General features: G+C 70.1%; 13 protein-coding genes. 8 read left to right on the forward strand and 5 right to left on the reverse strand.

All coding sequences use genetic code 11. From position 1 onward, the window contains the following. Window positions 1-8 precede the first annotated feature (8 nt). Window positions 9-413: a DUF1489 family protein gene (locus GR702_RS13575; RefSeq protein WP_160986441.1), complete on the forward strand. Its 405-nt coding sequence runs from the start codon at window positions 9-11 to the stop codon at window positions 411-413. A gap of 127 nt (window positions 414-540) precedes the next feature. After that, window positions 541-762: a hypothetical protein gene (locus tag GR702_RS13580; protein WP_160986442.1), complete on the forward strand. Its 222-nt coding sequence runs from the start codon at window positions 541-543 to the stop codon at window positions 760-762. Between the two features lie 25 nt (window positions 763-787). Here the strand turns inward: GR702_RS13580 and nudC are convergent, their stop codons facing one another. Genes nudC through GR702_RS13595 form a run of 3 tightly spaced genes read right to left on the reverse strand, consistent with a single transcriptional unit; the run spans window position 788 to window position 4,096 of the window. Continuing rightward, window positions 788-1,720 carry an NAD(+) diphosphatase gene (nudC, locus tag GR702_RS13585; protein WP_160986443.1) on the reverse strand — a complete coding sequence of 311 codons (933 nt, stop codon included), beginning with the start codon at window positions 1,718-1,720 and terminating at the stop codon, window positions 788-790. After that, window positions 1,692-2,999, reverse strand: coding sequence for a serine hydrolase domain-containing protein (locus GR702_RS13590; protein ID WP_160986444.1), 1,308 nt, complete (start codon window positions 2,997-2,999; stop codon window positions 1,692-1,694). The genes nudC and GR702_RS13590 overlap by 29 nt, the downstream gene beginning before the upstream one ends. Further along, window positions 2,996-4,096, reverse strand: a complete 1,101-nt coding sequence (locus GR702_RS13595; RefSeq protein WP_160986445.1) for an A/G-specific adenine glycosylase — start codon at window positions 4,094-4,096, stop codon at window positions 2,996-2,998. The genes GR702_RS13590 and GR702_RS13595 overlap by 4 nt, the downstream gene beginning before the upstream one ends. 41 nt (window positions 4,097-4,137) lie before the next feature. Between GR702_RS13595 and GR702_RS13600 the strand changes: the two genes are divergently transcribed. The 6 genes from GR702_RS13600 (at window position 4,138) to GR702_RS13625 (ending at window position 12,387) form a co-directional block, all read left to right on the forward strand. Then, complete coding sequence (locus tag GR702_RS13600) at window positions 4,138-4,710, forward strand: DUF721 domain-containing protein (protein ID WP_160986446.1); 573 nt, start codon at window positions 4,138-4,140, stop codon at window positions 4,708-4,710. Between the two features lie 23 nt (window positions 4,711-4,733). Further along, a complete protein-coding gene (locus tag GR702_RS13605) occupies window positions 4,734-5,471 on the forward strand; it encodes a thioredoxin domain-containing protein (protein ID WP_237449707.1) in 738 nt (245 codons plus the stop codon). Window positions 5,472-5,592: 121 nt separating this feature from the next. Further along, entirely contained in the window at window positions 5,593-6,360 is a 768-nt protein-coding gene (locus GR702_RS13610; protein WP_160986447.1) for a DsbA family protein, read from the forward strand. A 27-nt stretch (window positions 6,361-6,387) separates the two neighbouring features. Next, window positions 6,388-9,825: an AAA family ATPase gene (locus GR702_RS13615; protein WP_160986448.1), complete on the forward strand. Its 3,438-nt coding sequence runs from the start codon at window positions 6,388-6,390 to the stop codon at window positions 9,823-9,825. 94 nt (window positions 9,826-9,919) lie between these two features. Beyond that, window positions 9,920-11,755 carry a cation:proton antiporter gene (locus GR702_RS13620; RefSeq protein WP_160986449.1) on the forward strand — a complete coding sequence of 612 codons (1,836 nt, stop codon included), beginning with the start codon at window positions 9,920-9,922 and terminating at the stop codon, window positions 11,753-11,755. Next, window positions 11,752-12,387 (forward strand): OmpA family protein, encoded by a 636-nt coding sequence (locus tag GR702_RS13625; protein WP_160986450.1) that lies wholly within the window; start codon window positions 11,752-11,754, stop codon window positions 12,385-12,387. The genes GR702_RS13620 and GR702_RS13625 overlap by 4 nt, the downstream gene beginning before the upstream one ends. Window positions 12,388-12,426: 39 nt before the next feature. On the opposite strand, the gene GR702_RS13630 is transcribed toward GR702_RS13625, so the two are convergent. After that, window positions 12,427-13,098, reverse strand: coding sequence for a hypothetical protein (locus GR702_RS13630; protein WP_160986553.1), 672 nt, complete (start codon window positions 13,096-13,098; stop codon window positions 12,427-12,429). Window positions 13,099-13,310: 212 nt separating this feature from the next. Continuing rightward, entirely contained in the window at window positions 13,311-14,240 is a 930-nt protein-coding gene (locus GR702_RS13635) for a LysR substrate-binding domain-containing protein (RefSeq protein WP_160986451.1), read from the reverse strand. Window positions 14,241-14,304: the final 64 nt, after the last annotated feature.

The following is a 14,304-nucleotide window of genomic DNA, read 5'->3' on the forward strand; positions in this document are numbered from 1 at the left end:
TTCGCGCCATGCCGCTGCACATGACCAAGATCGCCTTTTCCGCGACTAGCCCGGCGGACCTGCGCGAATGGCTGGAAAGCCATGCCGATCTGGGCGAGGCGCGCCTGACCACCCGCTATCTGCCCACCCGCCACGAGGAAATGGCGGGCGGCTCGCTGTACTGGATCCTCGAGCATGCCCTGATCGGCCGCTCGCCCATCCTCGGCTTCGAACAGCGGCAGGAGGACGGACGCTGGCACATCCGCCTCGCGCCGCAGCTCGTGGCGGTGGAAACCAAGCCCAAGCGCGCGCATCAGGGCTGGCGCTATCTCAAGGACGAGGATGCCCCGCGTGACCTCGCCGCCGGCGAGGACGCGGGCGACATCATGCCGCCAAGGCTCGCGCACGAACTGATGCGGCTGGGGCTGGTTTAAGCCGTCCCCTTATTCCCGCCTACGTCCGTCCTTGCCTGAACCGACCGGCGGGGCTGGGGCTCGCCTGATCGACTTGCGGGAACGGGGCGCCTGCCGACGCGGTTGCTTCCTTCATAGGAGAAGGAAAATGACCAAGCGCGATCCCCATGCCGACAACGACCTGATCGACGATCTTGCCGCCGACGGCGGCGGAACGGGACAGGGCAGCGCCGCCGGAGGTGACCTGCAGCGGGATGTCGGCTCCCGGGCCGAACTGAACGAGGCCACCGGCAGCGATCCCGAGCCCACCGGCGTCGAGAAGGGCGACAAGCCGCCCGAACCGCCGCAATCCAAGACCAATCGCGAATGAACCCGGGCGGGGCTGGCCCTGCCGGTCAGCCTCGCTCCACCCACCACCGCAGGAGCAAGTGCGCCACCGCATATGCGGGAGGCGCGCCGAACGCGCGCCCGCTCTCTCCCCTGCCCACCGCGCCCAGAGCATCCACCACTTCGCCGCGGGTGAACCAGCGCGCGTCCTCCAGTTCGGTCGTGTCGATGGTGATGGCAGGATCGTCGGCGTAGGCGTGGCAGCCGATCATCAGCGAGGAAGGGAACGGCCAGGGCTGGCTGGCCACGTATTCGACGTCCCGCACCCGCACGCCCGCTTCCTCGAACGTCTCGCGGGCAACCGCTTCCTCGATCGTCTCGCCGGGCTCCACGAAGCCTGCGAGCGCGGAGTACCGGCCAGCAGGGAAGCGAGGCTGGCGGCCGAGCAGCAGGCGCCCGTCATGCTCCACGGTCATGATCGTGACCGGATCCACGCGCGGGAAATGCTCCGAGGAACAGGCCGAGCAGGTGCGCTGCCAGCCGCCTTTCGCCAGCACCGTGGGCTGGCCGCAGAACGAGCAGAAGCGATGCCGCGCATGCCAGCTGACGAGCGCACGGGCCCCGCCGTAGGCCGCAAGTTCTCCCGCTTCCAGCACGCTCATCGCGTTCCAGCTTGCCGGACCCGCGTGCGGCCCTCCGGACGGAGCGTCGCTCGGCACTTCGACGAAGCAGCCGCGCTGCGCCTCGTCGATACCCAGGAAGATCAGCTCCGCGCCGCGGTCGGCATCGGCCAGCGTTCCCCAGTCCAGCCCGCCCTGCTCCGTCAGAACCGGATCGAGCCCATCGAGCCGCAACACGCGCGCGCCTGCCGTCTGGAGCGCGGCTATGGCCGCAGGATCGGCGCGGATGTGATCGGCGCGGTCGATCCGCGAACCGGCGAAAGCGATGGGCGGGCGGGTAGCGGAAAGCACGTCAGCGGGTCTCCAGAAGCGCGAGGACATCGGCTTTCAGCGCCGACTGGAACTGGGGCAGCAGGTCGAGCGCGTCGGGCGGCATGAACTGGGCGAAGATTTGCGAGCGGATGCCGCGCGTCATGTCGACCATGCCCACGGTTCCGGCAGCGCCCGACCAGCCGTATATCCCCGCCTCAGCGCCTTTCCCCACCCGGCCACCGGCGCCGAAGCCCGATGCGCCCATGTGCGCGGGCATGGCGGCGCCGGGCGGCAGCAGGTCGGAAGTGCCCGCGCGTACCGCGCTTTCATCGAACACCCGCACGCCGCCTATCGTCCCCATCTGCGCAAGCAGGCGCAGGAACCGGTCGTAATCGCGCGGAGTGCTGACAAGGCCGGACCCGCCGAAGAGAAACGCCGGCTCGTCGAGGTAGACCGAGGTCGGCGCCTCGTCGATCGGCACCAGCACCTGCCCCAGCGCGCCATAGTTCACCGTCAGCCGGTGCGCCTCGGCGGCAGGCACGCGGAACCAGGTGCTCGTCATGCCGGCTGGCACGAACAGGCTTTCGTGAAGGTGGCGGTCGAACGGTGTGCCGGTGACCACCTCGATCACCCGGCCCATCAGATCGAGGCCCATGGAATAGCTCCAGCGCGTGCCGGGATCGGCGACCAGCGGCACTTGCGAGAGACGGTCCGCGAAACGGTCCAGCCCCTTCACGGGGGTTCCCCAATCAAGCCCCGGCGCCTTCATGCGCGTGACCTGGCCCGGCACGAGCCCACGGTCCTGCATCAGCTGGCGGATCGGACCTTCCTGCACGATCGTGTAGCCGAGCCCGGACGTGTGCGTCATCAGGTGCCGCATGGTGATGGGGCCGGACGCGGGATGAAGCGCGGTGATCGAGCCGTCGTACGTATCCTGCACCAGCATGTCGCGGAATGCCGGCAGGACTTCGTGCACCGGCTGGTCGAGCGCCATCTTTCCCCGCGCGACAAGCTGCATCGCCGCCATCGCGGTGACCGGCTTGGTCATCGAGTAGATGCGGAACAGGCTATCGGGGGTCACCGGATCGGCGTCGGTGAAGCCTTCGGATCCGCGGGCGATGTATTCCGCCTCGCGTCCGGGCAGGCCGAGCGAGGCGACGATGCCGGGGAACCTGCCGGGCCCGACCCAGCGCTCCACCAGGGCCCTGACGCGCGTGGCCGTTTCGGGCGCAGCCGCCGCTCGTGCAAGCCGGGCGGAGAGCGCCGCGCCGACGCCCGCTGCCGCTGCCATGCGCATCAGCGCGCGCCGGTCCATCGCTCGTTCCAGGGCCGGAAGGTCGCGGATCATGCCGGCTCCCTTTCGGCCGCAAGCGCAAGACGGGCCGCCTTGGCGAACAGCGTGGGCAGGCCTGCCTCGTCCAGGCGATCAACCGGCCACCACTCGCCCGGCCCGGACGGCTCCCCTTGCCCGGGCGCTCGGGTTCGTTCGCCGGGGAGCACCGCAAGCTCCAGCTCGAGCGCGAAGTGCGTGAAGACGTGGCTCACCCGCCCCGCGCTTTCCCACGAGCCCGCGAGCGGCGGATCGCCGGAACCGTCCGCGCGCGCACTCCACCCATCGTCGGGCAGCGCGCGCATTCCGCCCAGCATGCCCTTGCCCGGACGGCGGACCAGCCACACGTCGCGCGCGCCGCCCCGCTCCCGCTCGATCCAGAAGGCGCGGCCTCGGCGCGCCGGTTTCGCCTTTTTCGCCGCCTTCACCGGCAGCCGCTCCGGTTCGCCGCTCGCCCGCCCGGCGCAGGATGCGGCGAGCGGGCAGAGCAGGCAGCGCGGCGCGCGCGGAGTGCAGATCGTGGCGCCAAGGTCCATCATGGCCTGCGCGAAGTCGCCTGCCCTCTCGTCCGGAGTGACCGCGTCGGCCCCTTCGCGGATGAGAGGCCGCGCGGCGGGGAGCGGCGTATCTATGGCGAAGAGGCGGGCGACGACGCGCTCGACGTTGGCGTCCACCACCACGGCACGCCGCCCGAACGCGATCGCGGCGACAGCGGCGGCGGTATAGGCGCCCAGCCCGGGCAAGGCGCGGAGCCCTTCCTCGGTATCGGGGAAACGCCCGCCGCGCGCCGCCACTTCGCGCGCGCAGGCGAGGAGATTGCGGGCGCGGGCATAGTATCCAAGCCCCGCCCAGGCAGCCATGACGTCTTCCTCGGACGCGGCGGCAAGCGCCTCGACCGTCGGCCAGCGGGCGGTGAACGCGGCGAAGTACGACTTCACCGCCGCCACCGTCGTCTGCTGCAGCATCACTTCGGAAAGCCACACACGGTAAGGATCGGGGCCTGCTGCCGCACCCGGCGCCACGCGCCAGGGCAAAGTGCGGCCATGGGCGTCGTACCAGGCGAGCAGGTCCTGCGCGATCCGGGAGCTTGCTGCGGTATCCGAACTGGCGTCCATCCCGCTGCTATGGCATTGGAGCCCCAGCAATGGAACGGGCCATGGAACGCGATCGCGGCAAACAGTCTGACAATGTGGCCTCCAGGGGTAAGTCGATGACGAAGACCGCCCCAGGCGCGAAGCGGTTCGAGCGCGCGCGCGGCGGCGCGGCGCGTCCGATCGCCGAGCTCATGCCCGAAGTCGGCCGCACCGCCTTCCGCCGCTTCGGCTTCGTGCAGTCCAGCGTGGTCTCGCGCTGGCCCGAGATCGTGGGCGCCCGCCATGCCCGCGTCTGCTCTCCCGAAAGCATCCGTTTCCCTCCGGGCGAGAAGAGCGACGGCATCCTCCAGCTGGTGGTCGTGGCCGCGCACGCGCCCATGATCCAGCACGTCATCCCCGAGATCGTCGACCGGGTGAACCGGTTCTTCGGCTACAATGCCGTGGCCCGCGTCAAGATCCGGCAAGGCGAGGTTAAGCCGCCGCCTGCTTCAAAGCCGCGCCCGGCAGCGCCGCCCTCGCTCAAGCCGGTGCCGTTCGAACTGGGCGAATCGCTGCGCGACATCGGCGACCCGGAACTGCGGGCAGTGCTGGAATCGCTCGCACGGAGCATCGAAGCCAAGGACGGTCAGGACTGATGGCGATTTCTGGAAGGCCTGTGATGAAAGTTCCCCGCAAGACCGCGCGCATCGCCGCGATCCTCGCCTGCGCCGCTCTCGGTCTTGGGGCAGGCCCGGCGAAGAAGCCGGCGCTGCCTGCGGCCGGCAAGGTGAACTGGCTTACCCAGGTGGGGCTCACGGCCCAGGGCGCCCACCGCTATGGCAATCCGGATGCGCCGGTGAAGCTGGTGGAATACGTCAGCTACACCTGCCCGCACTGCGCGCACTTCCACAAGGAGTCCGAGGCCGTGCTGCGCGCGACCGTGGTGCCCAAGGGACAGGTTTCCGTCACCGTCTCCAACTTCCTGCGCAACCCGTTGGACCTGACTGTCGCCACGCTGACCAATTGCGGCGATCCCAAGCGGTTCTTCGTGCGCCACGCCGCATTCATGGGCACGCAGGAGACCTGGCTCGCCAAGGCGCAGGGCTTCAACAAGGAGCAGCAGGCCCGCTGGTATCAGGGTGAGCTGCCGATCCGGATGCGCGCCATCGCCAGCGACATGGGCTTCTACGCGAAGATGGAAGGCTGGGGCATCTCCCGCCCCCAGGTGGACGCCTGCTTCGACGACAAGGCTGCGTTCGACCGCCTGCGCGCGCAGCAGGCCGACGCTGAGGCGCTGGGAGTGCAAGGCACGCCAAGCTTCACGCTCAACGGCAAGCTGATAGAGGAGCACGACTGGCCCTCGGTATCCAAGGCCATTACCGAGAGCCTCGCCCGCCAGCGCTCCGGCAACATCTGAAACATACCCTGTCCGGGAATGGCTGTGGAGACATGGCCCTTCCCGGCCCGCCCGCACTTGGTCCTGCCCCCGTGCTTGGGCTAGCGCTTTTCACAACCGCACCCTTCAAGGATTCGCCCCGATGATCCGCAACCGTTTCCGCCAGATCGCCCTTGGTCTCCTCGTCGCGCCGCTCGCCCTGGGGCTTGCGGCTTGCGGCGACAAGAAGGAGGAGGCCGGTGCCGGAGCCACCACTTCGGGCGAACCGCTCGCGAAGGTCGCCGCTCCCGCAGGCAAGGCCTGGGCCGACACCATCGAGAAGACCGCCGAGGGCGGCTATCGCATGGGCAACCCGGACGCGCCGATCAAGCTCATCGAGTACGGTGCGCTCAGCTGCTCGCACTGCGCCGAGTTCGCGAAGGAAAGCTTCGAGAAGCTGCGCGACGACTACGTCGCCAGTGGCCGCGTCAGCTACGAGCTGCGCTATTTCATGCTGAACGCGCTCGACGTGCCGGCATCGCTGCTGGCGACCTGCGGCTCGACCGAGGCTGTGATCCCGCTCAGCGAGCAGTTCTGGGCATGGCAGCCCAAGATGTTCGAGAACCTGCAGGCCGCCGGCGATGCGCGCCTTCGCCAGCTCGACGCCCTGCCCAAGGAACAGCAGTTCGCCGCCTTCGCCGATGTGGCGGGCATGACCGAGTTCTTCTCCTCGCGCGGGATCGCCCTCGACCAGGCCAAGGTCTGCCTTGCCGACACCGCGAAGGCGAAGGCGATTGCCGACATGACCCAGAAGGCGACCGAGCAGTTCAACGTCACCGGCACTCCCACGTTCATCATCAACGGCAACAACGTGGGATCGATGGGCTGGAAGGAACTGGAGCCCAAGCTGCAGCAGGCCGGCGCGCGCTGATCTCCCGACTGCGACAAGTCTGAAAACGTGCGTATCCACCGGCTGAAACTGAGCGGATTCAAAAGCTTCGTCGAGCCGGCGGAACTGCGTATCGAACCGGGGCTGACGGGTGTCGTCGGCCCCAACGGCTGCGGCAAGTCGAACCTGCTCGAAGCCATCCGCTGGGTCATGGGGGAAAGCTCGCCCAAGTCCATGCGCGGCGGCGGGATGGAAGACGTGATCTTCGCGGGGACCGACAGGCGCCCGCCCCGCGCCTTCGCCGAGGTCGTGCTCAAGGCCGACACCGCCGCCCGGGCGGACGGCACGCGCGAGGAACTGGAAGTCGTTCGTCGGATCGAGCGGGGCGCCGGCAGCGCCTACCGCGTGAACGGCCGCGACGTGCGCGCGCGGGACGTGTCGCTGATCTTCGCCGATGCGGCCACCGGCGCGCACAGCCCCGCGCTCGTCAGCCAGGGCCGCATCGCTGCCGTCATCGCCGCCAAGCCTGCCGAACGGCGCGCCATGCTCGAGGAAGCGGCGGGGATTGCCGGGCTCCACGTTCGCCGCAGGGACGCCGAGCAGCGCCTGCGTGCGACCGAGGCCAACCTCGCCCGTCTCGACGACATTCTCGCCGGGCTCGACAAACAGGTCGGCACCTTGCGCCGACAGGCCCGCGCGGCCGATCGCTATCGTGGCCTCAGCGAGCAGATCCGCTTGGCCGAGGCGCGCCTCGTCCATGCCCGCTGGCGCGACGCCGCCGCTGCTGCCGAAGCCGCGAAGCACGACGCGCAAGCCGCCGAAACCCGCGTCGCACAGGCGCAGGCGCTCGCGGCCCAGGCCCAGTCTCAGCAGGCCGCCGCAGCGCATGCGCTGGCAGCGGCCCGCGACGAACTCGCCGACCGGCGCGACGATGCCTCGGCGCAGGGCCACCGGATGGCCACGCTGACCAGCCAGCTGGAAGCGGCCGAGCAGCGGCTCGCCGATCTCGAGCGCCAGCGCGTACGCCTCGAAGGAGACCGCCAGGACGCCGACCGCCTCACCCGCGATGCCGCCGAGGCGCTGGCCCGCCTCGAACGCGAGCTGGCGCTGGGCGAAAACCAGCTGGAGGCCGACGAGGCCCAGCGGCCGCGCCTTGCCAACGCCGTGGACGGCGCCGAACAGGCAAGCCGCGCGGCCGAGCTGGACCTTGCTCAGGCGACCGCGCAGCAGGCCGGGGTGGAAGCCGAGTGGCGCATCGCCGAAGCCGAGGTTTCGCAGGCGCAGGGCCGGTCCGTCCGGATCGAGCAGGACGCGGCGCGGATCGAAGGGCAGATCGCAGCGCAAGTTGACGCGGCTGAACTCGACGCCGCGATCGTGGTGGCACGCGGCAAGTCCGAGGCCGCCACTGCCGCCCTGGCCGAGGCGCGTGACGGCCTCGCGGCGATGCAGGCGCAGAAGGATGGGCTGCAGGCCGAGCGCGACGGCGCCGCCTCCGCCCTCGCGGGGGCACGGGCCGACCTCACCGGCATCGAGCGAGAGCACGCCGCTCTCCTGCGCGACCGCGAGGCGCGTGCCAAGGGCGCGAAGGCCGCGCACGGGCTCCCCGTCGCCATCGACGCCCTGCGCGCCGCGCCCGGCTACGAACGCGCGCTTGCCGCGGTGCTGGGGCGGGACGCCAAGGCGCCTTTGGGCGAAGTGCCGCGGGCGGACGGGCGCTTCTGGACCGGTGCGCGAGCGCCCGTGCCGGTGGCCGATACCCTTGCCGCGCATGTCTCCGCCTGCCCGCCCGAACTCGCCGCCCGCCTCGCGCTTGTCCACGTCGTGGACGAGGACGACGGCCGCAACCTGAACCCGGGCGAATGGCTGGTGACGCGCAGCGGCGTGCTGCGGCGCTGGGACGGCTTCATCGCTCGCGGCGAAGGGGCGGCCGAAGCGGCGCGTCTGGAGGCCGAGAACCGCTTCGCCGAACTCGACGCGCAGCTTCCGCCTCTGCGCGACGCGGTGGCGACAGCGCAGGCGCGTCAGGCCTCGGTCCAGCAGGAACTTGCGGCCCTGACCGCGCGGCTGGTCGCCGCCGAGCGCGCCATCGCCGCTGCCGCCGATGCGGAGCGCAATGCCCTGCGCCTCGCCGACCAGGCCGAGGATGCGCGCGCCCGCCAGCAGGCCCGCCGCGCCGAACTGGACGAAGGCCTTGCCGAACTTGCGGACCAGCGCGCCTCCGCCACCGCCGAGGTGGCGGCCGCAGAAGCGCGGCTGGCGGCTCTCCCCGACCCCGCCACGGGCCGCAGCGCACTGGAGGCCGCGCGCACGCGCAATGCCGCAGCGCGCGGGGCGCTTCAATCCGCGATGGCCGCGCTTGCCGCGCACGATCAGGCGCTTGCCGTGGCGCGCGAACGGACGGCCGCGCAGCGAGGCGACATCAAGGGCTGGCAGGGCCGCGCGGGCGATGCCACCAACCGGCTTGCGCAGATGGCCGGTCGGCTGGAGGAGATCGAGGCCGAGCGCGCGATCGTCGCCGCACGGCCCGCGGCGCTGATGCAGCAGATCGAAGAGGGCGAGGCGGTGCGCGCACGCGTCGGCGCCGATCTCGCGCGCGCGGAGGCTGCGGTCACGGCCGCCACCGACGCCTCGCGCGGCGCGGATGCCGCGCTTTCGGCCGCGCAGGAAGCTCTTGCCGCTGCGCGCGAGGCCCGGGCCGGCGCCGCTGCCCGTGCCGAACACGAGGACGAGCGCCGCACGGAGATGAACCGCCTTTCCGGCGACCGCTTCCAGTGCCCGCCCCCTCTCCTGCCCGAACGCTTCGGCTTCGATGCCGCCGGTGTCGGCAGTGCGGAAGCGGAAGGCTCGGCCATGGAGCGCCTCGTCGCCGAGCGCGAGCGGATCGGCCCCGTCAACCTCGTCGCCGCCGACGAGCTTGCCGAAGCCGAGGCACAGCTTGGCACCGGCGCGTTCGAGAAGGCCGAGCTCATCGAGGCCGTGAACCGGCTTCGTGGCTCCATCGGCAATCTCAACCGCGAGGGCCGCGAACGCCTTCGCGCCGCCTTCGAGGCGGTGGACGGTCATTTCCGCCGCCTGTTCATGCAGCTGTTCCAAGGCGGCAAGGCGCATCTTGCGCTGGTCGATTCGGACGATCCGCTGGAAGCCGGGCTCGAGATCTACGCGCAGCCTCCGGGCAAGCGGCTGCAGTCGCTCACGCTGCTGTCGGGAGGCGAGCAGGCGCTGACGGCGGTGGCGCTGATCTTCGGCCTGTTCCTCACCAACCCGGCACCGATCTGCGTGCTCGACGAGGTGGATGCGCCGCTCGACGATGCCAATATCGAGCGCTTCTGCGACCTTCTGGAAGCGATGACGCGCGAGACCGAGACCCGCTACCTCGTCGTCACGCACAATGCCGTGACGATGAGCCGCATGCACCGGCTGTTCGGCGTCACCATGGTGGAAAAGGGCGTGTCCCGGCTCGTCAGCGTGGACCTGGGGGCCGCCGAGGAACTGCTCGCGGCGCAGTGACCCGCCCGCGAGCGCGGGCCGGGCGTCGCCTCTGCGGTAGAAAACCTTTGCAGCCCGGTTACCTTCGCCGTCCTCGTCGGTTATGCCCCGCTATATGGAGCAGCAAGCCCTCGTCTTCGCGCTGATCGGTATCCTCGGGATCGGCGCGCAGTGGATCGCCTGGCGTACCGGCTGGCCGGCCATCGCCCTCATGCTCGCCGCGGGCGTTCTTGCCGGACCGGTGACCGGCCTCGTCATCCCGGAACACACCTTCGGCGAACTGCTGGAGCCGATGATCTCGGTCGCGGTCGCGCTCATCCTGTTCGAAGGCGGGCTCAGCCTCAACTTCCGCGAGCTGCGCAAGACCGACGGCGCCGTCGCGCGTCTCATGGTGATCGGCATCCCGCTCGGCTGGGTCCTGGGAGCGATCGCCTGCTACTACGTGGCGGGGCTGGTGTGGCCCGTGGCGATCCTCTTTGCCGGCATCCTGGTGGTGACGGGGCCGACCGTGGTCATACCCTTGCTGCGGCAGAGCAACGTGGCGCCCCGTCCGCGCGCGATCCTGAAGTGGGAAGCGATCGTCAACGATCCGTTCGGCGCGCTCTGCGCCGTCGTCACTTACGAATACCTGCGCCGCTCGGACGAGGGCGGCACGCTTCTTTCGGTCATCGCCGCGCTGGCGGCGGCGGCCGTGGTCGCGGGGCTGATCGGCTATGTCGTCGCGCGCGCGATCGCCTGGGCCTTCCCGCGCGGGCACATACCCGAGTACCTGAAGGCGCCTGTCCTGCTGGTGGCGGTGATCGGCACTTTCGTGCTGTCCAACCTGATCCAGCAGGAGACCGGCCTCCTCGCGGTGACGGTGATGGGCATCGCTATCGCCAACATGCGCCTCGATTCCCTGCGCGACATCCACCCGTTCAAGGAGAACGTCACCGTCCTCCTCATCTCGGGCGTATTCGTCCTCTTGTCCGCCTCGCTCGACCTCGACGTGCTGCGCCACTTCGAGTGGCGCTTCATCGCTTTCCTGCTGGCGCTGCTGTTCCTCGTGCGTCCGGCGACCGTCCTCGTCAGCCTTGCCTTCAGCAAGATCCCCTGGAACGAGCGGCTGCTGATCGCCTGGATCGCGCCGCGTGGCGTCGTGGCGGTGGCCGTGTCCGGTCTCTTTGCGCTGCGGCTCGACCAGCTGGGCTACGGCGACGGGCAGATCCTGGTGACGCTGTCGTTCTCGGTGGTCGTCGCCACCATCGTCGCGCACGGATTCTCGATCCGGCATGTCGCGCGCTGGCTCGGCGTCACCGGAGCGGAGCGCAAGGGCCTGCTGATCGTGGGCAGCACTTCGTGGAGCCTCAGCCTCGCGCAGCAGCTGCGGCAGATGGAGGTGCCGGTGATGATCGCGGACACCAGCTGGCAGCGCCTCTCCGCGCCGCGACAGGCCGGGATTTCCACTTACCACGGCGAGATTCTCGCGGAAGCGACCGAGGACCGGCTCGACCTTGCGCAGTTCCAGGTGCTCGTCGCCACGGCGGAGAACGAGGCGTACAATGCCCTCGTCTGCAGCGAGTTCGCGCCGGAGATCGGGCGCGATTCTGTCTACCAGCTGGGCGGAATGGGCGACGACGAGGATCATCGCAGCCTGCCCGAGGCATTGCGCGGGCGCGCCATGTTCACCTCAGGCCTCGGTGTCGCCGAGATCATGGAGCGCGAGGGGCAGGGCTGGGCCTTCCGCAAGACGCGCATCAGCGAGCAGTTCGACTTCGCCGCCGCGCAGGCCGCGCTTGCCGAAGAGGCGGACATGCTCTTCGTGCTGCGCAAGGACGGGCGGATCCGCTTCTTCACCCACGCCTCGCGTCCCAACCCGCAGCCGGGCGACACGGTGGTCTCCTATGGACCGCCGCGCAGCCCCGAACCCGATACGTCCCGCCAGAACCCGACGAAGGAGGCGACATCATGAAAGGCCCCGCCGCAATTCCCGCCCGGCTGCTCTGCACGGCATTGCTGGCCGTCCCGCTGCTTCTTTCCGGCTGTGAGGACGCCGGGCGCCCCGAGGACGCCCCAAGCGAAGCTGCCGCCGCCGAGGAGCCCGCCGACGCAAGCGAGGCAAGCGAGGCAAGCGAGGACATCGTCAAGAAGTCCATCATCCGCGCCGAAGTCGACACCGGGCCGACCGAAGCGCCGCGCATTGAGCCCGAGGAGCTGATCGTGCCGTTCCCCGCCAAGGGCGCCCAGCCCGATGCCGAGGCGCTGGCCATCGCCGAGCGCGTGCTCGCCGCTCCGGCCTATCTCGCCGGGGGGCCGGTCACGCTGCGGGGGCACAGCGATTCGCGCGGCTCCGATGCCGAGAACTTGGCTGCATCCCGCCGCCGCGCGCAGGCCGTGCGCGACTTCCTTGTGAGCAAGGGCGTGCCGGCCGAGCGCATCACCGTTGTCGCGATGGGCGAGGCGAACCCGGTCGCGCCCAACCGGCTGCCCGACGGCAGCGACGACATGGAAGGCCGCGCACGCAACCGCCGCGTCGAGATCGCCATAGACCTGCCGCAAGTTCCGCCCGAGAAGCCGCAGGTGCCGGAGAAGCCCGCCTCCTGACCCTTGGCGCCATCCAGCGGTCGCGGCGCCCGGCTTCCCTTAGTCGGCGATCTTGCCGAAAGGCAGAAGCTTGCGCGCGAGCGCCGCGGCACCTTTGCCGTCGTTGGCCCTGAGCATGGGAAGGATCGCCGAGGCCGCGCGCTTCATCGTGGCATCGAGCGCGGTGGGCGTCTGCCCGGCCGCGGCGGCTTCGGCCCAGCGGCGTGCGGGCGCGAGATCGGAGTGGTTCTTGCGCAGCTGAAGCAGCGCCGCCATGCCCGGATAGAAGGCGCGTTCCCCGCCCAGTGTCAGCGCCCGTCCCAGCGCTGCCTCGCCGGAGGCCGACTTCGCTCCGAGCGCCGTGCGGGCCAGGAAGCCGCCAAGCTGGTCGATCGCGCCAAGATGCCATCCCGCGATCACCATCTGCACTTCCGCGTCGCGGGGGTGCTGCGCCGCCAGCCGTTCGAACGCGGCGAGCGAGGCCTTCACGTCCGATCGGCTGCGGGTCAGCTTGCCCCGGTAACCGATGGCGATGCCGCGCTGGAGCGTTGCCTCGCGGTCGCCGGGGCGCTTCGCCAGGATCGCGTCGGAACCGGCGATCGCCTGCCCGATGAGCGCAAGGGCGCGGGGCTTGTCCGAGGTCTGGAATGCGGCGGTGGTGAGCAGTTCACGTGGCGTCTCGGCCTTGGCGGCTGCCGGTGAGGCGATGGCGATCGCGGCGAGGGCTATCATCGACTGACGGTACACGCATTCTCCTGCGGATGTGGCGGGCGCGACGATGACCGATGACATGGCCGTCGGCCAGTGCTTATCGGCGCGCCGTGCCTGGCGACCCTTCACGCCGTTGTGCATCGTGTGAGAAAGCCTTGCAACTCATGCCGTTCCCACCGGTCCTAAGGGATTATGCGGATGGTCCCCGAACTCCGCGCGCCGCGCCTCACTGCTCAGACGTCTCCCAGCCCCTCCATTTCCACGTCCGCGGTGCCAAGCTCCACGAAGCGGTCGAGCAGCCAAGTCGCGGCAGGGCCTGGCGGTGCATCGCGCCGCCAGATCCCCGCAAAGCGGTACGTGCCGCCCACGTGATCGGGCATCGCCAGGCGCACCAGCGTGCCCGACACTAGGTCCGCCTCGATCATCGGCAGCGGCATGTTGCCCCAGCCGATCCCCTGCCGCAGCAGCTGGTGCTTGGCGCCAAGGTCTGCGAGCCGCCAGGTCTTGGGACTGGAGACCGAGAAGTCACGTCCTTCGGTGAAGCGCGAGCGGTCGGAAAGCACAAGCTGCGTATAGTCGCGCCCGGCGCCGGGCTCGACCCGGGCCATGCGGCCGAGCGGATGGTCGGGCGCGGCCACCGGGACCATCGGCACCGAGCCGGCGGACCGGCAGTCGATCCCCTCAACACCGGCTGCAAGCGGCCCCGATATGCCCACCACTGCCTCGCGGTCGAGCACAAGCGCGCTGATCGCGCCGAGTGCCTCCACGTGGAGGCGCAGCTGGACGGTGGGGAAGGTATCCGCGAATTCGCGCAGCACCAGCCCCAGACGGTCTGCCGGCAGCATGACGTCCACCGCCAGGTGTACTTCCGCCTCGAGCCCGTCGAGCATGCCTTTCACCTTGGCGCGAAGGCCGTCGACGCCCTGCGCGATCATCTTCGCCTCGGCCAGCAGCGCGCGGCCTTCCACGGTCAGCTTCGGGCGCCGGGTGCCTTCCCGCTCGAAGAGGAGGAGGCCCAGCTGCGCCTCCAGGTTGGCGATGCCGTAGCTGATGACCGAAACCGCGCGGTTGAGGCGGCGGCCCGCGCCCGCGAAGCTGCCGGTCTCCACGATGGTCAGGAAGATGCTCAGCTGGTCGAGAGTGGGCGTGCCCGGGTTGCTCACTTTTCCATTCCTTCGAATACAACGGCAGGTTTTATCCACCTGAACAGGAAAGCTGGCAACCCAT

Origin of the sequence: Novosphingobium silvae (assembly GCF_009856825.1) — a bacterium.
GTDB lineage: Bacteria > Pseudomonadota > Alphaproteobacteria > Sphingomonadales > Sphingomonadaceae > Novosphingobium > Novosphingobium silvae.

Coding starts and splice junctions, on each gene's coding strand:
- GR702_RS13595 (WP_160986445.1), bottom strand. CDS start 4,096: ATGGACGCCAGTTCGGATACCGCAGCAAGCTCCCGGATCGCGCAGGAC.
- GR702_RS13625 (WP_160986450.1), top strand. CDS start 11,752: ATGAAAGGCCCCGCCGCAATTCCCGCCCGGCTGCTCTGCACGGCATTG.
- GR702_RS13610 (WP_160986447.1), top strand. CDS start 5,593: ATGATCCGCAACCGTTTCCGCCAGATCGCCCTTGGTCTCCTCGTCGCG.
- GR702_RS13600 (WP_160986446.1), top strand. CDS start 4,138: ATGGAACGCGATCGCGGCAAACAGTCTGACAATGTGGCCTCCAGGGGT.
- GR702_RS13590 (WP_160986444.1), bottom strand. CDS start 2,999: ATGATCCGCGACCTTCCGGCCCTGGAACGAGCGATGGACCGGCGCGCG.
- GR702_RS13605 (WP_237449707.1), top strand. CDS start 4,734: ATGAAAGTTCCCCGCAAGACCGCGCGCATCGCCGCGATCCTCGCCTGC.
- GR702_RS13630 (WP_160986553.1), bottom strand. CDS start 13,098: ATGATAGCCCTCGCCGCGATCGCCATCGCCTCACCGGCAGCCGCCAAG.
- GR702_RS13580 (WP_160986442.1), top strand. CDS start 541: ATGACCAAGCGCGATCCCCATGCCGACAACGACCTGATCGACGATCTT.
- GR702_RS13575 (WP_160986441.1), top strand. CDS start 9: ATGCCGCTGCACATGACCAAGATCGCCTTTTCCGCGACTAGCCCGGCG.
- GR702_RS13620 (WP_160986449.1), top strand. CDS start 9,920: ATGGAGCAGCAAGCCCTCGTCTTCGCGCTGATCGGTATCCTCGGGATC.
- nudC (WP_160986443.1), bottom strand. CDS start 1,720: ATGTCCTCGCGCTTCTGGAGACCCGCTGACGTGCTTTCCGCTACCCGC.